The following is a 23,077-nucleotide window of genomic DNA, read 5'->3' on the forward strand; positions in this document are numbered from 1 at the left end:
TTGACTACAAGGACGTACTCATGGCACGTGCGGTAGGTATCGACCTTGGGACGACCAACTCCGTCGTCTCGATCCTCGAGGGCGGTGAGCCCACCGTCATCGCGAATGCGCAGGGCTCGCGGACCACGCCGTCCGTGGTCGCCTTCGCGAAGAACGGCGAGGTCCTGGTCGGTGAGGTCGCCAAGCGGCAGGCCGTCACCAACGTGGACCGGACGATCCGCTCGGTCAAGCGGGAGATGGGCACCAACTGGTCCCAGGAGATCGACGGGAAGAAGTTCTCGCCGCAACAGATCAGCGCCTTCGTCCTGCAGAAGCTGAAGCAGGACGCGGAAGCCTACCTGGGCGAGAAGATCACCGACGCGGTGGTCACCGTCCCGGCCTACTTCAACGACGCCCAGCGCCAGGCCACCAAGGAGGCCGGCACGGTGGCGGGCCTCAACGTGCTCCGCATCATCAACGAGCCGACCGCGGCGGCCCTCGCCTATGGGCTCGACAAGGAGCAGGACCAGACCATCCTGGTCTTCGACCTCGGTGGCGGCACCTTCGACGTGTCGCTGCTCGACGTCGGCCAGGAGGACGGCCACGGCTTCGTCGAGGTCAAGGCCACCTCCGGTGACAACCACCTGGGCGGCGACGACTGGGACCAGCGCGTCGTGGACGAGCTCGTCAAGCGTTTCCAGAACGCCCACGGCGTCGACCTGGCCAAGGACAAGATGGCGCTCCAGCGTCTCCGCGAGGCCGCGGAGAAGGCCAAGATCGAGCTGTCCAGCCAGTCCGAGACCAACATCAACCTGCCCTACATCACGGCCTCCTCCGAGGGTCCGCTGCACCTGGACGAGAAGCTCACGCGCAGCGAGTTCCAGCGGCTGACGGCCGACCTGCTCGAGCGGACCAAGGGCCCGTTCCACCAGGTCATCAAGGACGCCGGCATCAAGGTCTCCGACATCGCCCACGTGGTGCTCGTCGGCGGCTCGACCCGTATGCCCGCCGTCACCGAGCTGGTCAAGGAGCTCACCGGCGGCAAGGAGCCCAACAAGGGCGTCAACCCGGACGAGGTCGTCGCCATCGGCGCCGCCCTGCAGGCCGGCGTGCTCAAGGGTGAGGTCAAGGACGTCCTGCTGCTCGACGTGACCCCGCTGTCGCTGGGCATCGAGACCAAGGGCGGCATCTTCACCAAGATCATCGAGCGCAACACGACGATCCCGACCAAGCGCTCCGAGGTCTTCACCACGGCCGAGGACAACCAGCCGTCGGTGCAGATCCAGGTCTTCCAGGGTGAGCGCGAGATCGCCGCCTACAACAAGAAGCTGGCGACCTTCGAGCTGACCGGCATCGCGCCGGCGCCGCGCGGCATCCCGCAGATCGAGGTCACCTTCGACATCGACGCCAACGGCATCGTCAACGTCTCCGCCAAGGACCTGGGCACGGGCAAGGAGCAGACGATGACGATCACCGGCGGCTCGGCGCTGCCGAAGGACGACATCGAGCGCATGATGCGCGAGGCGGAGTCGTACGCCGAGGAGGACAAGAAGCGCCGCGAGGAGGCCGAGGTCCGCAACAACGCGGACGGGCTCGCCTACCAGACGGAGAAGTTCCTCCGCGAGAACGACGACAAGGTCCCCGGCGACATCAAGACCGAGGTCAACGACTCCCTCGCCGAGCTGAAGAAGGCTCTGGAGGGCACCGACACCGACGTCATCCGCAACTCGGCGGAGAAGCTCGCCACCGTCAGCCAGAAGATGGGCTCGGCCATCTACGCCGCGAGCCAGGGCCAGCAGGCCGGTGGCGAGGGCGCCCCTCAGGACGCCGCGGCCGGTGACGGCCAGAAGGCCGACGAGGACGTGGTCGAGGCCGAGATCGTCGACGACGAGCCGAAGAAGGACAAGTGATGCCGGCGCGTGAAAACGGGCATGACGAACCGGTGATCCGCGACAATCGCAAGATCGACCCGGAGACGGGGCAGGTCAGGGAGACCACCGCCGAGCAGCCGTCCACCGAGACCCCGCCGGCGCCCTCCCCCGACGGCGAGCTGGCCGCCCAGCTCGCCGAGCGGACGGCCGACCTGCAGCGGCTCCAGGCCGAATACGTGAACTACCGCAGGCGGGTCGAGCGCGACCGGGCCGCGGTCAGGGAGCAGGCGGTCGCGGGCGCGTTGACGGAGCTCCTGCCCGTGCTCGACGACATTGGCCGGGCTCGCGACCACGGCGAGCTCACCGGAGGCTTCGCGAAGGTGGCGGAGTCGCTGGAGGCGGCCGTCATGAAGCTGGGCCTCAGCGCCTTCGGGCAGAGGGGCGAGCCCTTCGACCCGACCGTCCACGAGGCGCTGATGCACAGCTATTCGGCGGACGTGACCGAGCCGACCGCGATCGAGGTGTTGCAGCCTGGATACCGCATGGGTGACAGGGTGCTCCGCCCGGCGCGGGTCGCCGTGGCAGAGCCCGCAGAACCGGAAGACGTCCCCACGGCGTCCAATGGCGAAGCACAATCCGAAGAAGACCGTTAACGAGGACGAAGGGCCGTAGATGAGCACCAAGGACTACCTGGAGAAGGATTACTACGCCGTCCTTGGTGTGCCCAAGTCCGCCACCGCCGACGAGATCAAGAAGGCCTATCGCAAGCTGGCCAGGCAATACCATCCCGACAGCAACCAGGGCGACCCGACCAAAGAGGCCAAGTTCAAAGAGGTCTCGGAGGCTTACGACGTCCTGTCGGACGGCAAGCGCCGCAAGGAGTACGACGAGGCGCGCACGCTGTTCGGCTCCGGGGTGGGCGCCGGTCAGCGGCCCGGCGGTGGCGGATTCCCGTTCGACTTCGGTGACCTGTTCGGCGGGACCGGCCAGCAGAGCGGCGGCGCGGGTGAGCGGCTCGGCGACCTGTTCGGCGGGCTGTTCAACCGCGGCGGCACGACCCGCACCACGACGTCCAGGCCGCGGCGCGGCCAGGACATCGAGTCCGAGGTCACGCTGACGTTCACCGAGGCCGTGGAGGGCACCACGGTGTCGCTCAGGCTGACCAGCTCGGCCGCGTGCACCGCCTGCACCGGCACCGGCGCCCGGGCGGGCACGACCCCCAGGGTCTGCCCGACCTGCGAGGGCACCGGCGCGGCCAGCCGCAACCTGGGCAACTTCGCCTTCTCCGAGCCCTGCCGCGACTGCAAGGGCCGCGGGCTGATCGTGGACGACCCCTGCCCCGTGTGCGACGGCAGCGGCCGGGCCAAGAGCACCCGCACCATCCAGGCCCGCATCCCCGCCGGCGTGGCCGACGGGCAGCGGGTCAAGCTCAAGGGCAAGGGCGCGCCGGGCGAGAACGCCGGCCCGGCCGGCGACCTCTACATCCAGACCCACGTCAAGCCACACGCCGTCTTCGGCAGGTCGGGCGACAACCTGACCGTCACCGTCCCCGTGACGTTCACGGAGGCCGCGCTGGGCGCCGAGATCAAGGTGCCGATCCTCAAGGGCCTGCCGGTCACGTTGCGCATTCCCGCGGGCACGCCCAACGGGCGCACCTTCCGGGTCCGCGGCAGGGGCGTCACCCGCAAGGACGGCACGAAGGGCGACCTGCTGGCCACCGTCGAGGTGGTCGTGCCGAAGACGCTCGACGACAAGTCGCGCGAGCTCCTGACCGAGTTCAACACCGCGGCAGCGGGAGAGGACCCGCGCGCTGATCTCATTCAGCGAGCCAGAAGCGAGTAGCCGATGGACGCCAATTACTTCGATCTGTCAGACGACACACCCGTCTATGTGATCTCGGTAGCCGCGCAGTTGTCCGGGCTGCACCCGCAGACCCTGCGGCAGTACGACCGGCTGGGACTGGTCAGTCCTGGGCGCACGGCGGGGCGCGGCCGCCTCTACTCCACGAGAGACATCATCCAGCTCCGCGAGGTGCAGCGGCTCTCCCAAGAAGAGGGCATCAACCTCGCGGGCATCAAGCGGATCCTCGAGCTCGAGAACGAAACTCTCCGGCTGCGTGAGGAGGTTCACCGCCTGCGTGCCGAGATGCGGATGGTCAGGGCTTTGATCCGCTACGAGCTGCCACCGGGGGCCTAGAAGGACATGGAATACAAGCTCACCCAGAAGAGTCAGGAAGCGCTCTCGGGTGCCATGCGGCGTGCCGCCGCGGAGGGCAACCCGGAGATCTCCCCGGCTCATCTTCTCACCACGCTGCTCTCACAGACGGGCGGCACCGCCGCGCCCCTGCTCGAGGCCGTGGGCGCCGACTGGCGCACGCTGCGGGCACGGGCCGAGGAACTGCTCGCGGCACTGCCGAAGGCGCAGGGCTCGACGGTGGGGGCGCCGTCGAGCTCGCGCCAGCTCCTCACCGTGATGAACACCGCGGCCCAGCACGCCAACCGTCTCGAGGACCTCTACGTTTCCACCGAGCACCTGCTCGTGGGCCTGTCCGCCGACGGCGGCCAGGTTGCCGCGCTGCTCAAGTCGCAGGGCGCGACGCCGCAGGCGCTGCTCGACGCCTTCGAGAAAGTACGCGGCCACGCCCGCGTCACCAGCGAGACCCCTGAGGACACCTACCAGGCGCTGGAGAAGTACGGCGTCGACCTGACCGAGAGTGCCCGCGGCGGCAAGCTCGACCCGGTCATCGGCCGCGACACCGAGATCCGCCGCGTGGTCCAGGTGCTCAGCCGCCGTACAAAGAACAACCCGGTGCTGATCGGCGAGCCCGGCGTCGGCAAGACCGCTGTCGTCGAGGGCCTGGCCCAGCGCATCGTGGCCGGTGACGTGCCCGAGTCGCTGCGCAACAAGCGGCTGATCGCGCTCGACCTGGGCGCGATGGTGGCCGGCGCCAAATACCGCGGCGAGTTCGAGGAGCGGCTCAAGGCCGTGCTCTCCGAGATCAAGGAGAGCAACGGACAGATCGTGACGTTCATCGACGAGCTGCACACCGTCGTCGGCGCGGGGGCCGCCGAGGGCGCGATGGACGCCGGCAACATGCTCAAGCCCATGCTGGCCCGCGGCGAGCTGCGCATGATCGGCGCGACCACGCTCGACGAATACCGCGAGCGGATCGAGAAGGACGCGGCGCTGGAGCGGCGCTTCCAGCAGGTCTACGTGGGCGAGCCCACGGTCGAGGACACGATCGCCATCCTGCGCGGGCTGAAGGGCCGCTACGAGGCCCACCACCAGGTGCAGATCGCCGACAGCGCGCTGGTGGCCGCCGCCGCGCTGTCGGACCGCTACATCACCAGCCGATTCCTCCCCGACAAGGCCATCGACCTGGTCGACGAGGCCGCCTCGCGGCTGCGCATGGAGATCGACTCCCGTCCCGTGGAGATCGACCAGCTCCAGCGCAACGTCGACCGCATGAAGATGGAGGAGCTGGCCCTTTCCAAGGAGACCGACGAGGCCTCCGTCCAGCGGCTGGAGCGGCTGCGCCAGGAGCTGGCCGACCGCCAGGAGGAACTCAACGCCCTTGTAGGCCGCTGGGAGCACGAGAAGGCCGGGCTCAACAAGGTCGGCGAGCTGAAGAAGCAGCTCGACGAGGCCCGCAGCGCTGCCGAGCGGGCGCAGCGCGACGGCGACTTCGAGGCCGCGTCCCGGCTGATGTACGCCGAGGTGCCACGGTTGGAGCAGGCGCTGAAGGTCGCGTCCGACGCCGCGCCTCCGGACAACGCCATGGTCAAGGAGGAGGTCGGCGCCGACGACATCGCCGAGGTGATCTCGTCGTGGACCGGCATCCCCGCAGGGCGTCTGCTGGAGGCTGAGACGGCCAAGCTGCTGCGGATGGAGGGGGAGCTGGGCAAGCGGCTCATCGGCCAGCAGCGGGCCGTACAGGCCGTTTCCGACGCCGTACGCCGCAGCCGGGCCGGCATCGCCGACCCGGACCGGCCGACGGGCTCGTTCCTCTTCCTGGGCCCTACGGGCGTGGGCAAGACGGAGCTGGCCAAGGCGCTGGCGGAGTTCCTGTTCGACGACGAGCGGGCCATCACCCGCATCGACATGAGCGAATACTCCGAGAAGCACAGTGTGGCCAGGCTCGTCGGCGCGCCTCCCGGCTACGTCGGCTACGAGGAGGGCGGCCAGCTCACCGAGGCCGTCAGGCGGCGCCCGTACACCGTGGTGCTGCTGGACGAGGTCGAGAAGGCCCATCCCGAGGTCTTCGACATCCTCCTCCAGGTGCTCGACGACGGCCGGCTGACCGACGGCCAGGGCCACACGGTCGACTTCCGCAACGCGATCCTGATCCTCACCTCCAACATCGGCTCGCAGTTCCTCGTCGATCCGAAACTGGAGAACGGCGCCAAGCGCGAGGCCGTCATGGGGGCGGTGCGCAGCTCCTTCAAACCGGAGTTCCTGAACCGCCTCGACGACGTGATCCTGTTCGACGCGCTGGGCTCCGAGGAGCTGGCGCAGATCGTCGACCTGCAGGTCGAGCGCCTGGCCCGGCGCCTGGCCGACCGCAGGCTCACGCTGGAGGTCACGCCGGCGGCCCGCGAGTGGCTGGCCCTGACCGGCTACGACCCCATGTACGGCGCCCGCCCGCTGCGCCGCCTGGTCCAGTCCGCCATCGGCGACAAGCTGGCCAAGGCCGTGCTGTCGGGGGACGTCGTGGACGGCGACAAGGTCACGGTCGAGCTCGGCGACGACGAGCTGGTCGTCCAGCGAGCCGCCTGACCCGCACGAACGAAACCCGGAGATCCATCGGCGATCTCCGGGTTTCCGCGTGTCATGGCACGGTCATCCGAATGTCCGCCGGGTCCGGTGAGCAGGTCTCTTGTCGGTAAGGTCCGGCCCACTCTTCGGACAAGCCCACGTCCACCGCCGCGGCCGCGACTACGTTCTGCGTTCGTCAGATCACCGACATCGAGGGGACGTGCGGTGTCACCCCACAAGATCCGGAGCATCATCGCGGCGGCGGCTCTGGCCGCGGGCGTCAGCTGGCTCGCCGCGGCGCCCGCCGACGCGGGTGCCTGCGGGAAGAAGCACGCGGCGGGGAAGACCGCGTGCGAGGAACCCGCGGCGCCGCGACCGAACGACGCCCCTCCCGGCAGCAGGGAGATCACGCCGGAGGCGGTCGATCTGACCATGGCCGCCGGGCGGCTGGCCAGAGACATCGGCCTGATCGGCCTGGCGAGCACGCGGCCGGTTCCCGGCCTGCTCGACCTCGGCGGGATCGCGGCGACCTGGGGCATGCCCTCGCTGGCCTCCGCCTCACCCGGGCTGTCCCTGAGGCCCGGGCCGGTCGGTATGGAGGACCTGTCCACCGAAGCCCACGTGCCCGATCTGCCCGCCCTGCCCATTCCGGGGAATCCGCTCCAGGAACAGGCCCCGCGGGACACGACGCTCGGCCGCGGCCCGTTCCTCTACGGAGTCTCGGCGACCGGCGATGAGGGCTACGACAAGTCGGACGCCATCGGCAAGTCGGGGGGCGGCGTCGAGAAGCCGGTGGGAGAGATCGGGTCGAGGGTCATCAACGAAGTGCTGCCGAAGGCGATGGAGGGCACCGACGGGAGCTCCGTGCCAGGCCCGGCCGGCGGGAACTCCGGCGTGGAGGGTCTCGCGGGCCTGGTCAAGGGGTTCGGCCTGCGGTGAGCGGCCGGCGTTCCAGCCACACCGTCCGGGCGCGCTCTGTGCCTGCCGCGCCCGGCGTCCCCTAGCCGAGGGGGTCGCGGCCAGCCGGAACCGCGACCCCCTCGGCCCCTGCTCCGCTCCCCAAGCCGGCCCAGGGATCTTCGCCACACCACCGCGTCGCCGCACCGCTGCCGGCCGCCACTGCACCGCCGTCACCGGCCAGCGCCGGTCGTTTCCGCCGATCATCACCGTCGACCTGCAACGAAGCGGCACATGCGGAAGCGGAACAGCCAGGGGGACGTGATCAAGGGGAGGCCGCCGTGTCATCGGTCCCGCGAAGGACCGTTGCGAGCCGGGCGCGCAGCGTCCTGTCGACGGGCATGCCCACATGGGCGGGTGCGTGCGCCGACAAGCGGGATGCGCACGCACCGCCGATGGAACGTGCCCGTCAGTGGACGAGCGCGTCCAGTTCGTCCTCGGGCAGACCGAGATCGACCCTGATGCGGTACCGCGTACGCAGCGCCGCCACATGCTCGGGATCGCTGTCGTCGGACCCCAGCGCGGCCTGAGTGGCCCACTCGAGCCCGCCCCGCAAATCCCCATACGCGACCAGCGTCTCGGCGATCGTGTGCGCGGTCGCCGTGGAGACGCCGCCCTCACGGCGTATCGTCTCGATGACCTCCCTTGCCTCATCGGGCCGGTCGAGCTCGAAAAGCGTGTCGGCAATGCCGGCACGCGGGTCGAAACTCTCCTCGCCACCGTCCTCGACCGCGCGCTGGAAACACTCCATCGCGCGCGCGGGCTGACCGGCCGCTCGCCACTCCTCGGCGGCGAGGACCAGGATGGATGCCCTGGAGACGTCGCCGGACGAATAGTCCAGCGCGACGTCGTAGAGCCGACTGGCCAGGGAACTGTGGTCGTCGGCCAGCAGGGCCTGCTCAAGCAGACGATCAAGGTGCTCACGGGTCACATGCGCCACACCGCGAGACTACCGAGCCCACCGGCGCTTTGCCCGGTCAATGCGCATCGCCGGTCGGTCCCATATTCGGTAACGTCTGGTCCATTCCTGCTTACAGTACGCGTGTTTGTGCACGTCACAGGGCATATAACACTCGCTTTGCGTTCCGCGAGCGGAAGGGGCTGTGATGGGCATGTCCAAGCAGACGACCTTCGCGCTGGCTTGTGCGGTCGTCTTGTCCGCCCTCGTTCCCGGTCTGGCGGGCTATCTGTCGGCCCGGTTGGAGGCCATCGAGGCCGCAGAGCGCAACCTGCGGGCGCTGGAGGCGAGGCTGGATCTCCGCGAGGCCCGGGACGCGCGCCCGGTGTCGTTCCCCGCGCCATGCCTGCGCACGCCGCCCACGCCGCGGCTCCAGCAGCTGCCCGCCACCGCGCTCGGCGACACCCGGCCCTGGCCCCATGACGTGCCGGCCTGGCTCCCCGGACTACTCAAAGAGGTAGGAAACGCCCTCGAGGAGTGAGCTCCCGCGTCATCGCGCCCAGCCGGGCCTCGAGGCCGTCGAGTACGGGCCCTGGTGGACGCTGCCGTACAGGTCATGCCGGGCTGGCTGCTCTACGCGAACATCGGCAAGCTCGCGCTGACGACCTCGGCTCGGTGCTCGTCGTCGTGCTGCTCGCGCTGCCGTGCGCGCGGGCGTGCTTCCGGGGCCGGTGACCGCGCCCTATGCGGGCGGCGACCAGGACCTCAGCTGGCGGGACAGGAAGCCGCGGATCAGCTGCTTGGCGGCATCGATGATCTCGGGAGCGCCGTCGGGGTCGCGACGGAAGGCCAGCTTCAGCACGGCGTCCCCGGCCTCGACGGCCACCAGCATCGCCAGGTCGAGCGCGGGACTGTCCGCCAGCCCGAACTCCTTCAGGAACAGCCCGCGCAACCGCCCCGCGATCACCGTGTTGTTGTCGGAGTCGGAGTCGAGCAGGTTGAGGTCCACGGCGTCACCGAAGTGCAGGCTCTTGAAGCCGGCGACGGTCCGGTGCATGTCGACGTATTCGTCGATGATCGCGTCGACCGCCTCCCACCAGCCGCGGTAGTCCTCCTCGAGGAACCTGCGGTCCACCCTGCGGACGAACTCCTCGACGTTGCGCCGGGTGAGCTCCTGGGTGATGGCCCGCTTGTCGGGAAAGAACTGGTAGACCGACCCGATCGCCACGTCCGCCCGCTCGGCTATGCGGGTGGTGGACAGGGCCTCGTATCCGGTCTCGTCGAGTAGCTCGGCACAGGCGTCGAGCATCCGCTCGACCCGCCGGGCGCTGCGGCGCTGCGCGGGCCGCCGCCTGAGAGCCTGGGGCTGGGCGCAATCATCATCCGTCTGCGGCGAAGACACGTATTCATCTTCTCCTGTGCGGGCGATCGTTACTTGCCGATTTATGGATTTCTCGTGGCTCAACCGAGCCGGGCCAGCCCGCGCATCGCCCGCGGCGAAATCCTGGAGAGGACATAACCTATTTTGCCTTCCAGGTTGACCGGTACGACCGCCTGATTCCGGTGCACGGCCCGCAGAATGTGGGCGGCCACCCGCTCGGGCGGGTACCGGCGCCGCGCCAGCCCCCGCACGGCCTCCTCCCTCTGGTACCGCCCCACGTATGTGGCGTGGTGGGCCAGCGGGGTGGAGACGAAGCCCGGGCAGATGGCGCTGACGCCGATCCCGTGCCCGGCCAGCTCCGCCCTGAGGCAGTCGCTGAGCGACTTCACGGCGGCCTTCGACACCGAGTACGCGGGAAGCGTCCTGGTCGGCGCGAACGCGGCCAGAGAGGCAACGTTGACGATATGTCCGCCCTGGCCGCGTTCGACCATGGCGGCCCCGAACAGCCGGCACCCGTGAATGACACCCCAGAGATTGACGTCGATCGTCCTGCGCCAGTCGTCAACCGTATGATCGAGAATGGGCCCGGCAACGACGATCCCGGCATTGTTGACCACAATGTCCGGCACCCCATATTGCGAGATGATATTTCGCGAAAAATCCTCCATCTGATCGATATCGGCGACATCTACCTGTACCGCCCACCCCGTACCTCGAAGGTCCTTCGCGATGCCGTCCGCAGCCCGCGCGGCGGCTTCGGCGTCGATGTCGGCACAGACCACTTCAGCCCCATGAGCGGCGAACGCCCGCGCCGTGGCCAGTCCGATCCCCGACCCCGCCCCGGTGACCACCACCAGACGATCCCCGAACGCCCCGCGCCCCGCGCCCGCCCGCCGCAGTTCCCTGGCGGGCGCCGCGCCGTCGACGTGCGCGGCGAACTCGGCGATCATCCCGGCGACGAGATCGGGATGGCTGCGCTGCGCATAGTGCCCGCCCGCCACCCTGCGATGCCAGAACCTCGGCACCCATTGCGCGATGGAGGCCAGCAGCGCGGGAGTCACGAAGGGGTCCCGGGTGGGCTCGATGAGCTGCACGGGCACGTCGCCGACGCGTGGATCGAGGCCGCCCCCGAGCGTGGCGGTCATGTTGCGCCGGTAGATCCACAACCCGTTGCGCGCGTCCTTGACGAGGGTCTCGGCGGGATGCCCGTCCCGCGGCCCGACTCCGTCGCCGTACCCGCCGGCGACGAGGCGGGGCAGGAGCGAGCCCCAGATCAGTTCGGGCAGCACGGGGACGTGGAAGCCGCCGATGTACCACGACCTGGCCAGTTGCGCGGCGACGTCGCGCCGCCTGCCGTGCCGCACGAAGTGGGCCGTTTGCCGCAGCCCCGGCCCTCCGAGGCTGGTGTACGAGGCCAGCCGGTCCGCGACCTCCGGCCGGCTCACCGCCTCCCACCCCTGGACCGACCCCATGTCGTGGCCGGCGAGGTGGACCTTCGGCTTGCCCACGGCGTCGATCACGGCCCGCAGATCGTCCATCAGCCGGTCGAACCCGTAGTCGCGCCGGTCCCCGGGCTCGGTGGACGCCCCGTGCCCTCGTACGTCGTACCGCACTACGTGGAAGCGGTCCCGTAACCTCGCGACCACCTCGTCCCAGACGCGATGGGTGTCCGGATAACCGTGCAGAAGCAGCACCGTCGGGTGAGCCGGATCGCCGTCCTCGAAGACCGCCAGCCGCACGTCGCCGGACTCGACCCACCGCATCGCGGCCTCCTTATTGGACTCTGAGTGCAATATAGCTCAGGGCCGGGCGGAAAGCCCGGTGCAGGAGCGCAGCCCCTTCCAGTCCGCCACCGCCTGGGTCCTGGCCGCCCCGGTCATCGGGATGGGAACCCCACCCTGGATGGTGGCCGGGGTCCAGCGGTCCTTCAAGATCTTCCGTCCGTTGATCGTCAGCGTCAACACGCCGGTCCTGCCGGTCGTCGCCGGGTTGGAGTTGTAGAAGACGAAGTTGCCCATGCCGTAGTTGACATAGGCGTCACCGAGATATCCGGACCCGAGCAGGATGTGCGCGTGCCCGCCGACGACCACGTCGGCGCCCGCCTTGACCAGCTTGGGGGCGAGCGAGAGCTGAGCCGGGTTCGGGCACTTCTGCATCTCGGTGCCCCAGTGCAGGTGGACGATCACGGTGTCGGAGTTCTTGCGCGCCTGCCGCACCGCCCTCAGCAGGCTCGTCTCGTCCTTGGCCGAGGCCAGCCCGCCCTTGCCGGAGGTGGCCGTCCACGACTGGATGAACTCGGCGTCCATCACCTGCGTGGCTCCGATGATCGCCACCCGGTTCCCGTTCACGGTCTTCCTGTACGGCTTGTACGCCTCCGCCGCGTCCTTCCCGATCCCCACCACGGGGAACTTGCTGCGCCTGATCGCCGCCAGCGAGTCGGCCAGTCCGCTCTCCATGTAGTCCATGCCGTGGTTGTTGGCCATGGACACCACGTCCACCCCGGCGGCCTTCATCGCGGTGAACGCGGTCGCGGGCGCCCTGAACGTGAACTGCTTGCCCGGCGCCGGCGTCCCCCCGGTGGTGATGGCCGTCTCCAGGTTCACCATCGCCAAGTCGGACTTGCGCAGCACGCTCGCGATCGGCCCGAGCGCCGTGCGCGGGTTCGACAGACGGGGCCGCAGGATCCCCTCGAAGTGCACGTCCCCTCCGAAGGAGATGGTGTACGGCCGCCGCTCCGGCGTCGGCTTCTCCGTCGACTCGACGGCGGCCTGCTGGTCGATCTGCTTGCTCTGCGGCTCCTTGTCGGGCGCCGAGGAACACGCGGCCAGCGAGGCGACGACGGCGAACAACGGGAGGGCACGGGGGAGTCTCATCTGCCGCCACTTCCGCTCGAATCCTGACTTTCAGGGATCGAGCATGCCATGCGCGGCGTATTACCGTGCAGACCCCATCAATACCCCCATAGCGGACCTGGTCTCGTCGTCCATCGGCGTGTACACGATCACCCGGATCTCGGGGACGGCCGTGAGGCTGGTCGTGCTGAAGCGCAGCTCCCCCACCGCCGCGTGCTTGAACACCTTCACCCTGGGCCCGGGGTCGGCCACGTCCTGCCTGGCCCACAGCCGGGCGAACTCGGCGCTCTCCGCACAGAGCCGGCGCACGAAGTCCTGCCAGCACGGATCGTCCGCGTGCCGGCTGTAGGCGCCGCGGAAGACGGCGACCGCCCGCGCCAGCTCCTGCTCGCGGTTGACCAGCAGGGTCGTGGGATGGCGGTTCACGCAGGTCACCCAGAGCGAGTTGCGCTCGCCCTCGCGCGCGTTGACCAGCTCGGGGAACAACGCGGCGTAGGCGGCGTTCCAGGCCAGGGCGTCGCAGCGGCCGTTGGAGACGACGGCCGGCATGTCGCCGAGCCGGTCGAGTATGCCCTGCAGCTCGGGCGTCACCTGCCCGGAGTCCACGGGCGCGGGGGTCTCCGCGTGCCCCGCCAGCCGGTAGAGGTGCTGCCGTTCGGCGCTGTCGAGCCGCAGCGTACGCGCGATCGCGTCGAGCACCTGGGTGCTGGCGTTGATCGGCCGCCCCTGCTCCAGCCACGTGTACCAGGTCACGCCGACCCCGGCCAGCTGCGCCACCTCCTCGCGCCGCAGCCCGGGGGTGCGCCTGCGCGGCCCGGGCGCCAGATCGACCATCTCGGGGGTGATCCGCTCGCGACGAGTGCGCAGGAATGCGGACAAATCTGAACGTTTCGCCTCTGCCACCGTCATGTCTCCACTATGCAGACATCCGGTGACGCTTATCCAGTTACCGCCAGTACCAGTATAAGTGGGCTCTCGTTACTGGTACTGAACGCCCGGCAAACTAAGCAGCATGACGCAAAGTGCCACTTTCCCTCCTTCTGTGGACACAAAGCCACAGGGAGGAGCCAAGGCCAGCGGCCTGCTCCTTGCGATCATCCTCGTGGGGCAGTTCCTGGCCATCCTGAACGTCAACATCGTCAACGTGGCCACCCCGACCATCGAGGCCGATCTGCACTCCTCGGGCGCCGGCCTGCAGATGATCGTCGCCGGTTACACCATTGTCTACGCCGTCATGTTGATCACCGGAGCCAGGGTCGGCGACCTGTTCGGCTATCGCAACGCGTTCCTCGGCGGGCTGGCGGCGTTCACCGTCACCACGCTCGCCGCGGGCCTGGCGCCCTCCACGGGCTGGCTGGTGGCTTTCCGCCTGCTCCAGGGCGCCGGCGCGGCGCTGATGATGCCGCAGGTCCTGACCCTGATCCAGCGCAACTACCAGGGCGCGGCCAGGGGCCGGGCGATCGGGCTGTGGTCGCTGACGGTCAGCGGCGGCATCGTGGTCGGCCAGGCGCTCGGCGGCATCCTGCTGGGCTTCGGCGCGGGGTGGCGGATCGTGTTCCTGGTGCTGGTGCCCATCAGCGCGTTGCTGCTGGCGACCGGGTTCAGGGTTTTGCCGGCCGACGAGGGTGGCGGCCGTACGGGACTCGACCCGTGGGGCCTGGTGACCCTGTCGGCTGCGGTGTTGTTGTTCGTGGTGCCGCTGGTGCTCGGGCGCGACCTCGGCTGGCCGCTGTGGGGCTGGATCTCGATGGGGCTGAGCGTGGTGACGTTCGGGGCGTTCGTGCGCATCGAGCGGTGGGTGACCGCGCGCGGCGGCAGGCCCCTGGTGGACGCGCGGGTGCTGCGGGCGCCCGGCATGCGGCCGGGGCTGGCGATCCTGCTGTTCGGCCCGGCCACCTGGGGCGCGTACCTGTTCACCTCCGCCCTGCACCTGCAGGGTGATCTGCACCTGACGCCGCTGGCCTCCGGCATGATGCTGGTCCCGTGCGCGCTGGCCTTCGGCCTGGTCGGGCTTCTCTGGCCGCGCCTGCCGATCCAGTTGCAGCGCCCGCTGGTGCCGTTCGGCTACGTGGTGGCCGCGCCGGCCTACATCGGCCTCGGGCTCGCCGCCGACGGCGGGATCATGTACGCGATCATGAGCGCGCTCATCGGCGCCGGGCTCGGCGTGCAGATCGCGGTGACGAACATGGCGACCGAGCGGGTCGACGGCGCGTACGCGGCGGACGCCAGCGGCGCGCTGCTCACCGTGATGCAGCTCGGCCAGGTCATCGGGGTGTCCACAGTGGGAACGCTGTTCATCACGCTCAGCCAGGGCCACGCCGCCGTGTCCGCGTCCCTGGGCGCCGCCATCGCCATGGCCGGCCTGGCCGTCCTCGCCGGCCTGAGCTCGATCTTCCTGGTCCGCCGGCGCGTGCCCTCGCATGCCTGAACGTGGTTCGTGCGGCGCGTCCCCGAAAAAGGATGCGCCGCACCCGCGTTCCAGTGAAATTCTTCCGGACCTCGCGGCTTTTCACCGTCAGCTCTGAAACGGATCCGGTAACGCCGGTTATCACACCGGGAAATGATGGCTCGCGACGGGCATGAAAAAGCGCCGCGCGGCCGGTTGATCATCCAGGGGGATGCTGTGCCATGATGTGTGCGGAGTTCAGCCGGGCCCTTCCGGGCCTCGCGGGGAGCGGCCCTGCGATGTTGCCGTCATCAACCTCGCCGGGCCGTTTCTCTTTCAGACGCTCGTGGCCAGTGTCGCCAGGTCGAATTCACCCTCGCGTACGCCCGAGGTGAACGCGGCCCACTCCGCCGGAGTGAACACCAGAACGGGACCGTCCTGCTCCTTGCTGTCACGCAACGCGACGTTTCCGTCGGAGAGGGGGGCGACCTCGACACAGGCATCTGCGCCATTGCAGAAGGTGCTCTTCCGCCAAGCCGCCTTGGAAGGGTGGTTGTGCATTATCTCCCCAAATAGCTAAAGGGGCTCCATTGCCCCTTGTTGAGGTGGTCGTCTCTAACGTCGCCAGAGCATGGCTTTGCGCTGAATGAGGACGCGGGACTCGTCCTCGTCGAGCGCCTCCGCCTTGATGTGATCGAAGGCGGTTTCGTATCCAGCCACTCGTGCGAGGTCTTCGACGAAGTTGGCAGTGTACAGCTGTTCTAGGTACACAACATCGTCAAATGCCGCAAACTGCAGGTGGATAAAGGTACCGGTGTTCACCGGATGAAGTGAGTCCTGGGTCAGGACGTGCACACCGACATGCGGCAGCATGGATATCTCCAGGAGATGCTCCATCTGTTCGCGCATCACCGAGGGCTCGCCGAAGCGGCGCATCAACGCGGACTCGTCGAGCACGACCGTGAGCCGGCAGGGATCCGGGCGATGCAGAACGCGCCGCTGCCGGTCGAGGCGGGCCTCGACGCGGCTGCGGACACCGCTGTGCGTGATGCGCGCGATGCCCCGGGAGGCCAGGATGACCTCCCGCGCGTAGTCCTCGGTCTGCAGGAGGCCGGGCACGATCTGGGGTTCCCACGATCGCTGAGAGATCGCCTCCGCCTCTAGCCCAAGGAATCTTGTGTACTCCTCAGGCAGAGAGTCTTCGTAATCCTCCCACCACCCCCGCTGCTCCGCATCCCGCAACAGGCCGATGAGTTCGTCAAATTTGTCTCCATCGACGCGATAGAGCTTCACCAGGGCTTTGATGTCGTCGGTGCTCGGCATGGTCCTGGCGGCCTCGATGCGGCTGACCTTGCTGGCGGACCAGCCGAGCTCCCTGGCGGCCTTGGCCCCGGTGAGCTTCCGCCGCTCGCGCAGCAAGCGCAGCTCCTGACCGAGCCGGAGCCTGCGTACCGTCGGACTGCCCTGCTGCGATGACACCGTCCACTCTCCTCGTCGGGAAGGAAGATGTAGCCGGAAGGGATCGTTTGGGGCCCGGCGTTCTGGGCCGTTCGTCCAATCTTACACTGCAAGTTGCACGACTCATGCCGTTTGACCTTGCCAGAAGGCTTTCACGGAGAGAGCGTAGGAGCAAGACAAGCTCCGTGAAGCCCCCCAAGGTGGGCGAGGTCTTCCAGGTTCCTCCCCCGCTCCAGGATGCTTCGACACTTCTCGTGCAAGTTGCACGGCAAGGCTAGAGGCAAGGTGCGAAGAAATTCAAATCTTCCTTGCTCAAGGTATTGCAGCATCACGGGCCTAGGGGGACGATCAGAGCCAAGAGGGTTTCTCGAGTGTGAGGAGGCCGGGCATGACGACATCGCCGCACGCACCGGGCCTTCCCCCCATGAACGCGCGCCCGCACGCGGGCCGTCACACCGGCAACGTCGCCGTCCCGGAATGGAATTTCAACCCCAGGGAGGCCGCCTGCCGGAAGGATCTCGAAATCGCCTGACGAGCGCAGCGCCACGGAATCGCGCGCATGTGAGCTCAGCAGAGCACGAAAATGCCGGACCGACGCTGACGACCAGTTCCCCGCATATGGGCTGCCACCCTGCGAAAGGGACCGGTCACCAGCCGTCGGACCGGCGAAGAAGCCACCTCTAGAAATGCCGCGAAAGGGGTCTTCTATGTACTCACAAGGTACCAAGGGACTCAGCCGAATCAAGTCCCGGATCCGGGAACTCATCGCATGGGCCGATCGCGAAATCTGCATGGAGCCCGACGAATTCGCGTACCACATCGGATGGACGGTCACCAAGACGGGATTCGGCGCCCGTCGTTACCGGGATCCACGCTTCGACCAGCTCCGCCTGCCTCGCCGGGTGCACGAGGAGGTGACGTGAGGTGCCGAGGAACCCGCGTAACCAGATCTACCCCGCGAACGAGGACCTGCCCGCCGCCCGGGGCGGCGGGCCGCTGGTCCGGCTCTGGCGGGCCCGCGCCGAGCTGGTGGCGGTCACCGCGCTGGCGCTGTTCGTGCTGACGCTGCTGGGCACGGCGCAGGAGGGCCGGTGGGCGCCCTTTGTGCTGCTGACCAGCGCGATCTCGGTGCCGGCCGCCACCAGGAAGGGCCGCAACTGGATCGCCGCCCACTTCTGGTGCGTGGTGTCCAGGCACCGCCTGCAGCGCGTCTGCCTTGAGACGACGATGCACACCAGGGCCGGGCGGATACCGCTGGTGTTGTGGATCACGCCGACGACGACCGGTGAGAAGGCGCTGATCCTGACGCGGGCCGGGATCTGCGCCGAGGAGTTCGAGGCGTACAGCGAGGAGATCGCGGCGGCCTGCTGGGCCAGGAGCGTGAACGTCTACCGGCATCGCACGCGGGCGCAGCTGCTGATCGTGGAGATCGTCCGGCGCGATGAGTTCCCCGGCGTCTCCTCTCCCGGGCTGGACCGGCTCTACGGCCGGCACGCCTGGGTCTCACTCCGGCCCGACCTCGAGGAGCCGCCTGATCTGCGCGCACCGCTCGTGTTGCCGCAGGTCGGCTAAGACCCTGGGGAAGGAATGGGGCCTAACCCCAGGGGGTAAGCCCCGGAGACCGCGGGGGCTCCGGGGCTTCCCCATGCGCCGGGTACGGGCCAAGATGAGTTCAGCTGGCGAACTCAGGAGTCGTGATGACGTCGACCGTCCACCGGACTTGTCCCCTCTGCGAGGCCGTCTGCGGCCTTACGCTCACCCTCGACGAGGGAGGGCACGTGACCAGCGTCCGCGGGGACAAGGACGATCCGTTCAGCAAGGGCTTCATCTGCCCGAAGGGGGCCAGCCTCGGCCGGCTCGACGAGGACCCCGACCGGCTGCGCAAGCCGCTCGTCCGGGAGGGCGACCTGTGGCGCGAGGTCGGCTGGGACGAGGCGTTCGCCGCCGTGAAGGCCGGGCTCGATCAGGTCGCCGACCGCCAGTCCATCGCGGTCTACCTCGGTAACCCGAACGCGCACAGCATGGCGGGCGCACTCTACGGCGCCCCGCTCATCAAGGCCCTCGGCACCCGCAACGTGTTCTCCGCCAGCACCGCCGACCAGATGCCCAAGCACGTCGCCAGCGGCCTGATGTTCGGGCACCCGCTGGCCATCCCCGTCCCCGACCTGGACCGCACCGACTACCTGCTCATGCTGGGTGCCAACCCGCTGGAGTCCAACGGCTCGCTGTGCACCGCGCCCGACTTCCCCGGCAGGCTCAAGGCCCTGCGCCGGCGCGGCGGGCGGCTCGTCGTGGTCGACCCCCGCCGCACGCGGACCGCCACGCTGGCCGACGAGCACGTGTTCGTCCGGCCGGGGACCGACGCGTATCTGCTGTTCGGCATGGTCCACACGCTGTTCGCCGAGGACCTCGTCACGCCGCTTCATGAGGTGAGCGGCCTGGCTGAGGTGAGGGAGGCGGCCAAGCACTTCCCGCCGGAGTCGGTCGCCCGCCGTACCGGGGTGCCGGCCGAGGTGATCGTGCGGCTGGCCAGGGAACTGGCGACGGCGCGTACGGCGGCCGTGTACGCCAGGATCGGCACCTGCACGGCCGAGTTCGGCACGCTGGCCCAGTGGCTGGTGGACGTGCTCAACGTGCTCACCGGCAACCTGGACCGTCCGGGCGGGGCCATGTTCCCCAAGTCCGCCACGGAGTCCCCGTCGCGGCGAGGGAGTGCCGCCTCACGGAGTGAGGCCTTGAAAACGCGCAGGCCCTATCAGCTCGGCAGATGGAAGAGCCGGGTCCGCGGCCTGCCCGAGGCGAACGGCGAACTGCCGGTGGCCACGCTCGCCGACGAGATCGAGACGCCGGGCGAGGGCCAGGTCAAGTTCCTGATCACGGTCGCGGGCAACCCCGTGCTGTCCGCGCCCCACGGAGCAAGGCTGGACGCGGCCTTCGAGCGGCTCGACTTCATGGTGAGCGTGGACCCGTACCTGAACGAGACCACCAAGCACGCCGACGTCATCCTGCCGCCGCCGCGGGTGCTGCAGTCCGGGCACTACGATTTCGCGCTGCTCGGATTCGCCGTACGCAACTACACGCGGTATTCGCCGCCGCTGCTGCCGCTGGACGGGCAGCCGTCGGAGGCCCAGATCCTGGCCAGGCTGGCCATGATCGCTTCGGGGCTGGAAGGGGACCTGGACGCGTTCGTCATCGACGAGATGCTGCGCAAGGCCACGCAGACGCCCGGCTCGGGCGTCGAGGGGCGGGACATCGCGGAGCTGCGCGACGCGCTGGAAGGCGAGACGGGCGGCGAGCGCCGGCTCGACCTCATGCTCCGGCTCGGCCCGTACGGCGAGTGGGCCGGCAAGGGCGACCTGTCGCTGCGCAAGCTGCTCGACAACCCGCACGGCCTGGACCTCGGCCCGCTGGAGCCGCGCCTGGACGAGGTGCTCAGGACGGCCTCCGGGCTGATAGAGCTGGCGCCGCCGCAGCTCATCGAGGACGTGGAGCGGCTGCGGAGCAGACTGGACGAGGAGCCGCCGGAGATCGTCCTGATCGGGCGGCGCCACCTGCGCTCCAACAACAGCTGGCTGCACAACGTGGGCTCGCTGGTCGGCGGCAGCAACACCTGCACGCTGCAGATCAACCCCGCCGACGTGGCCAGGCTCGGACTGGACGGGGAGGCCGTGATCAGCTCGGCGAAGGGGCGGCTCACGGTGCCGCTGGAGCCCACCGACACCATCATGCCGGGCGTGGTCAGCCTGCCGCACGGCTGGGGTCACGCGGGCAGCGCGCAGAGCGTGGCGGCCGAGCACGCCGGAGTCTCCGTGAACGTGCTCACCGACGAGTCCGCCGTCGACGTTCCAAGTGGTAACGCAGTGTTCAACGGAGTTCCGGTCAGTATTTCACCAACCGGGGTGATCACCGCGCATTAGGGTGTCGCGCGTGACTATCGCGCCAGAAGAGGACCGCCTGACCGCCCAGATCTCCTTCGCCATCGAAATCGACAAGTTGAAGCGCATCATCCGCCGCAACCATCTCATCGACGGTTCGCGGCGGGAGAACTCCGCAGAGCACTCCTGGTACGTGGGCACGCTGGCGATGGTCCTCGGCGAGCATGCCCCGCCGGGGACCGACCTCCAGCGGGTGGTGGCCATGTTGCTGGTGCACGACCTGGTCGAGATCGACGCCGGTGACGCCTTCATCTACGACCCGGTTGAGGTCGCCGCGCAGCCCGAGGCCGAGCGGGCCGCCGCGGACCGCATCTTCGGCCTGCTGCCCGGCGAGCAGGCGGCGTGGGTGCGGGAGCTGTGGGACGAGTTCGAGGACAGGAAGACGCCGGAGGCCAAGTTCGCCAAGGCGCTGGACCGTTTCGCCCCGATCCTGGCCAACCACCACACCGAGGGCGGCACGTGGCCGCTGTTCAAGGTCAGGGCCTCGCAGGTCAGGGAGAAGGTACGCATCATCGAGGAGGGCTCGCCCTCGCTCGGCGCGTACGCGCTGGAGCTGGTCGATCTCTCCGTGGCCAGGGGACACCTGTCCGAGTGATCCCCTCGCGGCTGGGGTAGGGGACTTGTCGTGAAAGAGGAAGTACGAGCGAAACGTCGGCAGCTGCGCGGTTTCGCCGGGCCGGTTGCGCTTGCCGATCGGCTCGAGAAATCGAAGGTCATGGACCGACCGGTCAGAGCGCTGGCCAATGCCGTACGCCGGCGCATCCGACCCGGCTGGCTGCGCGACACGCTGCACGGCGTGCCGCTGGGCGAGCCGCTGCATCCGCCGCTGGCCTCGGTGAGCCTGGGCTGCTGGATGTCGACGGCCATACTGGACCTGGCGGGCGCCGATCCGCGGGCAGCGCGCCTGCTGCTGGCCACGGGCGTCGCCAATGCGCTGCCCACCGCGGCCGCCGGTCTGACGGACTGGTCCTCTCTCCACCGCGAGCAGCAGCGGGTGGGCTTCGTCCACATGCTGTCGAACCTGACCGCGCTCAGCCTGTTCACCGCCTCGCTGGTGGCCCGCCTGCGCGGCCGGGAGCGTTCGGGGAAGACGCTGTCCTTCGCCGGGCTCGGCGTCGGCGTGCTCGGCGCCTATCTGGGCGGCCACATGGCATACCGGCAGGCCGCCGGGGCCAACCACGCGCCACAGGTCTCGCACCTGGTGCCGCTGGGCTGGCACGATCTGTGCCCGATCAGGGACCTGCCGGACGGCCGGCCGGTGGCGCGGCGGCTCGGCTACATCCAGCTGTTCGTCCTGCGCCAGGGCGAAGGCGTGACCGTGCTCGCCGACCACTGCCCGCATCTGGCCGGGCCGCTGCACCAGGGCCGGCTGGTCATGGACAACGGCGAGGCGTGCGTGATCTGCCCGTGGCACGGGAGCACGTTCCGGCTGGTGGACGGCTCAGTGCGGCACGGGCCCGCGACCGCTCCCGCGCCCACCTTCGAGACGCGGATCCGGCGGGACGGCACCATCCAGGTCCGGCCGAGCTTGACCTGAAGTTCGCTTGAGGTTTTACCGTCATGCCATGGGAAAGCTTCTGGTGACCGGCGCGACCGGAAATGTAGGCAGACATGTGGTTTCTCAGCTCGCGGAGGCCGGGCTGGAGGTACGGGCGCTCGTCAGGGATCCTGGCCGGGCGGGGCTGCCGGTCGAGATGGCACAGGGCGACCTGACCATGCCCGAGACGTTGCACCCGGCGTTGGAGGACGTCGAGAGCGTGTTCCTGCTCTGGCCGGCCTTCACGGCGGACGGCGCCGCCGAGGTGGTCGAGGCGATCGCCAAACACGCGCGCCGCGTCGTGTATCTGTCGGCCAACGCGGCGGACGAGCCTGGGACGCACTACCACGAGATCGAGCGGCTGATCCGGAATTCGGGGCTCGGCTGGACGTTCCTGCGGCCCGGCGGTTTCGCGGCCAACACGCTGGGCTGGGCCGGGCAGATCCGGCAGGGCGTCGTGCGCTGGCCGTACGGGGCCGCGTCCAGGCCGCTGATCCATGAGAAGGACATCGCCGCGGTGGCCGTGCACGTGCTCACCTCAGGGGGCCACGGCGGGGCCGCGTACGTCCTCACCGGCCCTGAACAGCTCACCCAGGCCGAGCAGGTACGCGTCATCGGCGAGGTGATCGGGCGCGAGGTGCGCTGGGAGGACCAGTCGCCGGACGAGGCCCGCGACCGGATGATGGCCGCCTGGGGCGACCCGGCGTTCGTGGCGGCCGCGCTGCGGACGTGGGAGGGCTTCGTGGCCGTTCCCGAGCCGGTCACCGACACCGTGGAGAGGCTGCTCGGCAGGCCCGCGCTGACGTTCCGCCAGTGGGCGGCGGACCACGCGGCGGACTTCAGCTGACTTCGTCGGCCGGGTGCTCCACGAGCGCGAGGATGCGGCTGGACATGAACCTGGCCGTGCGTACGGGGGTGCCGCTGCGGGTGACCTCGCTCACCTCGACGAGCCCCCGGCGCGTGGCCACCTCGACCCGCCGGCCGGCGCGGGTGGCCCTGATCTCGTAAGTGCGCGGGGAGCCGCCCGCGTCGATGACGATCTCCACCCGGTCACCCTTCATGTCCGGG

At 69.2% G+C, this 23,077-nt stretch carries 22 protein-coding genes and 1 pseudogene; 15 read left to right on the forward strand and 8 right to left on the reverse strand.

What is annotated here, in order from left to right; all coding sequences use genetic code 11:
* Positions 1-20 precede the first annotated feature (20 nt).
* From dnaK to ACIBX3_RS22280, 6 genes and pseudogenes are all read left to right on the forward strand, one after another.
* Positions 21-1,889 carry a molecular chaperone DnaK gene (gene dnaK, locus ACIBX3_RS22255; RefSeq protein WP_397119791.1) on the forward strand — a complete coding sequence of 623 codons (1,869 nt, stop codon included), beginning with the start codon at positions 21-23 and terminating at the stop codon, positions 1,887-1,889.
* The gene (grpE, locus tag ACIBX3_RS22260; RefSeq protein WP_397119793.1) at positions 1,889-2,503 is read left to right on the forward strand and encodes a nucleotide exchange factor GrpE; all 615 of its coding nucleotides are present in this window, start codon (positions 1,889-1,891) and stop codon (positions 2,501-2,503) included. The genes dnaK and grpE overlap by 1 nt, the downstream gene beginning before the upstream one ends.
* Before the next feature lie 19 nt (positions 2,504-2,522).
* On the forward strand, positions 2,523-3,692 hold the full coding sequence (gene dnaJ, locus ACIBX3_RS22265; RefSeq protein ID WP_397119795.1) for a molecular chaperone DnaJ: 1,170 nt from the start codon (positions 2,523-2,525) through the stop codon (positions 3,690-3,692).
* 3 nt (positions 3,693-3,695) lie between these two features.
* Positions 3,696-4,019 (forward strand): annotated as a pseudogene (locus ACIBX3_RS22270) (heat shock protein transcriptional repressor HspR); the annotation flags it as partial.
* A gap of 33 nt (positions 4,020-4,052) precedes the next feature.
* Positions 4,053-6,626 (forward strand): ATP-dependent chaperone ClpB, encoded by a 2,574-nt coding sequence (gene clpB / locus ACIBX3_RS22275; RefSeq protein ID WP_397119797.1) that lies wholly within the window; start codon positions 4,053-4,055, stop codon positions 6,624-6,626.
* A 204-nt stretch (positions 6,627-6,830) separates the two neighbouring features.
* Entirely contained in the window at positions 6,831-7,544 is a 714-nt protein-coding gene (locus ACIBX3_RS22280; RefSeq protein WP_397119799.1) for a hypothetical protein, read from the forward strand.
* A gap of 427 nt (positions 7,545-7,971) precedes the next feature.
* On the opposite strand, the gene ACIBX3_RS22285 is transcribed toward ACIBX3_RS22280, so the two are convergent.
* Positions 7,972-8,502 (reverse strand): tetratricopeptide repeat protein, encoded by a 531-nt coding sequence (locus ACIBX3_RS22285; RefSeq protein WP_397119801.1) that lies wholly within the window; start codon positions 8,500-8,502, stop codon positions 7,972-7,974.
* A 172-nt stretch (positions 8,503-8,674) separates the two neighbouring features.
* On the opposite strand from ACIBX3_RS22285, the gene ACIBX3_RS22290 reads away from it, so the two are divergent.
* Entirely contained in the window at positions 8,675-9,001 is a 327-nt protein-coding gene (locus ACIBX3_RS22290; RefSeq protein WP_397119803.1) for a hypothetical protein, read from the forward strand.
* Positions 9,002-9,202: 201 nt separating this feature from the next.
* Here ACIBX3_RS22290 and ACIBX3_RS22295 read toward each other — a convergent pair whose 3' ends face one another.
* The 4 genes from ACIBX3_RS22295 to ACIBX3_RS22310 all read right to left on the reverse strand — a co-directional run bounded on the left by ACIBX3_RS22295 (position 9,203) and on the right by ACIBX3_RS22310 (position 13,602).
* Positions 9,203-9,769 (reverse strand): TetR/AcrR family transcriptional regulator, encoded by a 567-nt coding sequence (locus ACIBX3_RS22295; RefSeq protein ID WP_397120250.1) that lies wholly within the window; start codon positions 9,767-9,769, stop codon positions 9,203-9,205.
* Between the two features lie 152 nt (positions 9,770-9,921).
* Entirely contained in the window at positions 9,922-11,604 is a 1,683-nt protein-coding gene (locus ACIBX3_RS22300; protein WP_397119805.1) for an SDR family oxidoreductase, read from the reverse strand.
* Positions 11,605-11,640: 36 nt separating this feature from the next.
* The gene (locus tag ACIBX3_RS22305; protein WP_397119807.1) at positions 11,641-12,714 is read right to left on the reverse strand and encodes a CapA family protein; all 1,074 of its coding nucleotides are present in this window, start codon (positions 12,712-12,714) and stop codon (positions 11,641-11,643) included.
* Between the two features lie 60 nt (positions 12,715-12,774).
* Positions 12,775-13,602 carry a helix-turn-helix transcriptional regulator gene (locus tag ACIBX3_RS22310; RefSeq protein WP_397119809.1) on the reverse strand — a complete coding sequence of 276 codons (828 nt, stop codon included), beginning with the start codon at positions 13,600-13,602 and terminating at the stop codon, positions 12,775-12,777.
* 133 nt (positions 13,603-13,735) lie between these two features.
* Here ACIBX3_RS22310 and ACIBX3_RS22315 point away from each other — a divergent pair, with 133 nt between their 5' ends.
* Positions 13,736-15,121 carry an MFS transporter gene (locus tag ACIBX3_RS22315; protein WP_397119811.1) on the forward strand — a complete coding sequence of 462 codons (1,386 nt, stop codon included), beginning with the start codon at positions 13,736-13,738 and terminating at the stop codon, positions 15,119-15,121.
* Between the two features lie 294 nt (positions 15,122-15,415).
* Here the strand turns inward: ACIBX3_RS22315 and ACIBX3_RS22320 are convergent, their stop codons facing one another.
* Together ACIBX3_RS22320 and ACIBX3_RS22325 are read right to left on the reverse strand one after the other, a co-directional pair.
* A complete protein-coding gene (locus ACIBX3_RS22320) occupies positions 15,416-15,640 on the reverse strand; it encodes a DUF397 domain-containing protein (protein WP_397119813.1) in 225 nt (74 codons plus the stop codon).
* A 54-nt stretch (positions 15,641-15,694) separates the two neighbouring features.
* Positions 15,695-16,558 (reverse strand): helix-turn-helix domain-containing protein, encoded by an 864-nt coding sequence (locus tag ACIBX3_RS22325; RefSeq protein ID WP_397119815.1) that lies wholly within the window; start codon positions 16,556-16,558, stop codon positions 15,695-15,697.
* Between the two features lie 367 nt (positions 16,559-16,925).
* Here ACIBX3_RS22325 and ACIBX3_RS22330 point away from each other — a divergent pair, with 367 nt between their 5' ends.
* The 7 genes from ACIBX3_RS22330 to ACIBX3_RS22360 all read left to right on the forward strand — a co-directional run bounded on the left by ACIBX3_RS22330 (position 16,926) and on the right by ACIBX3_RS22360 (position 22,856).
* Entirely contained in the window at positions 16,926-17,069 is a 144-nt protein-coding gene (locus ACIBX3_RS22330; RefSeq protein ID WP_397119817.1) for a hypothetical protein, read from the forward strand.
* Between the two features lie 259 nt (positions 17,070-17,328).
* Positions 17,329-17,460, forward strand: a complete 132-nt coding sequence (locus ACIBX3_RS22335) for a hypothetical protein (protein ID WP_397119819.1) — start codon at positions 17,329-17,331, stop codon at positions 17,458-17,460.
* Between the two features lies 1 nt (position 17,461).
* On the forward strand, positions 17,462-18,109 hold the full coding sequence (locus ACIBX3_RS22340; protein WP_397119821.1) for a hypothetical protein: 648 nt from the start codon (positions 17,462-17,464) through the stop codon (positions 18,107-18,109).
* A 125-nt stretch (positions 18,110-18,234) separates the two neighbouring features.
* On the forward strand, positions 18,235-20,454 hold the full coding sequence (locus ACIBX3_RS22345; RefSeq protein ID WP_397119823.1) for a molybdopterin-dependent oxidoreductase: 2,220 nt from the start codon (positions 18,235-18,237) through the stop codon (positions 20,452-20,454).
* A 1-nt stretch (position 20,455) separates the two neighbouring features.
* Positions 20,456-21,067, forward strand: coding sequence for an HD family hydrolase (locus tag ACIBX3_RS22350; protein WP_397119825.1), 612 nt, complete (start codon positions 20,456-20,458; stop codon positions 21,065-21,067).
* A 120-nt stretch (positions 21,068-21,187) separates the two neighbouring features.
* Positions 21,188-22,009, forward strand: coding sequence for a Rieske 2Fe-2S domain-containing protein (locus ACIBX3_RS22355; protein ID WP_397119827.1), 822 nt, complete (start codon positions 21,188-21,190; stop codon positions 22,007-22,009).
* A 28-nt stretch (positions 22,010-22,037) separates the two neighbouring features.
* On the forward strand, positions 22,038-22,856 hold the full coding sequence (locus ACIBX3_RS22360; RefSeq protein WP_397119829.1) for an NAD(P)H-binding protein: 819 nt from the start codon (positions 22,038-22,040) through the stop codon (positions 22,854-22,856).
* On the opposite strand, the gene ACIBX3_RS22365 is transcribed toward ACIBX3_RS22360, so the two are convergent.
* Positions 22,849-23,070, reverse strand: coding sequence for a hypothetical protein (locus tag ACIBX3_RS22365; protein ID WP_397119831.1), 222 nt, complete (start codon positions 23,068-23,070; stop codon positions 22,849-22,851). The two genes, ACIBX3_RS22360 and ACIBX3_RS22365, sit on opposite strands and share 8 nt — an antisense overlap.
* Positions 23,071-23,077: the final 7 nt, after the last annotated feature.

The sequence above is a fragment of the Nonomuraea sp. NPDC049480 genome (genome assembly GCF_044465905.1).
Taxonomy (GTDB): Bacteria; Actinomycetota; Actinomycetes; order Streptosporangiales; family Streptosporangiaceae; genus Nonomuraea.

Bases quoted from the DNA above. Each gene is read 5' to 3' on its own strand.
- dnaK (WP_397119791.1), top strand. From the start codon at position 21: ATGGCACGTGCGGTAGGTATCGACCTTGGGACGACCAACTCCGTCGTC.
- grpE (WP_397119793.1), top strand. From the start codon at position 1,889: ATGCCGGCGCGTGAAAACGGGCATGACGAACCGGTGATCCGCGACAAT.
- dnaJ (WP_397119795.1), top strand. From the start codon at position 2,523: ATGAGCACCAAGGACTACCTGGAGAAGGATTACTACGCCGTCCTTGGT.
- clpB (WP_397119797.1), top strand. From the start codon at position 4,053: ATGGAATACAAGCTCACCCAGAAGAGTCAGGAAGCGCTCTCGGGTGCC.
- ACIBX3_RS22290 (WP_397119803.1), top strand. From the start codon at position 8,675: ATGTCCAAGCAGACGACCTTCGCGCTGGCTTGTGCGGTCGTCTTGTCC.
- ACIBX3_RS22295 (WP_397120250.1), bottom strand. From the start codon at position 9,769: ATGCTCGACGCCTGTGCCGAGCTACTCGACGAGACCGGATACGAGGCC.
- ACIBX3_RS22300 (WP_397119805.1), bottom strand. From the start codon at position 11,604: ATGCGGTGGGTCGAGTCCGGCGACGTGCGGCTGGCGGTCTTCGAGGAC.
- ACIBX3_RS22305 (WP_397119807.1), bottom strand. From the start codon at position 12,714: ATGAGACTCCCCCGTGCCCTCCCGTTGTTCGCCGTCGTCGCCTCGCTG.
- ACIBX3_RS22310 (WP_397119809.1), bottom strand. From the start codon at position 13,602: ATGACGGTGGCAGAGGCGAAACGTTCAGATTTGTCCGCATTCCTGCGC.
- ACIBX3_RS22320 (WP_397119813.1), bottom strand. From the start codon at position 15,640: ATGCACAACCACCCTTCCAAGGCGGCTTGGCGGAAGAGCACCTTCTGC.
- ACIBX3_RS22330 (WP_397119817.1), top strand. From the start codon at position 16,926: ATGACGACATCGCCGCACGCACCGGGCCTTCCCCCCATGAACGCGCGC.
- ACIBX3_RS22335 (WP_397119819.1), top strand. From the start codon at position 17,329: ATGGAGCCCGACGAATTCGCGTACCACATCGGATGGACGGTCACCAAG.
- ACIBX3_RS22345 (WP_397119823.1), top strand. From the start codon at position 18,235: ATGACGTCGACCGTCCACCGGACTTGTCCCCTCTGCGAGGCCGTCTGC.
- ACIBX3_RS22355 (WP_397119827.1), top strand. From the start codon at position 21,188: ATGGACCGACCGGTCAGAGCGCTGGCCAATGCCGTACGCCGGCGCATC.
- ACIBX3_RS22360 (WP_397119829.1), top strand. From the start codon at position 22,038: ATGGGAAAGCTTCTGGTGACCGGCGCGACCGGAAATGTAGGCAGACAT.
- ACIBX3_RS22365 (WP_397119831.1), bottom strand. From the start codon at position 23,070: ATGAAGGGTGACCGGGTGGAGATCGTCATCGACGCGGGCGGCTCCCCG.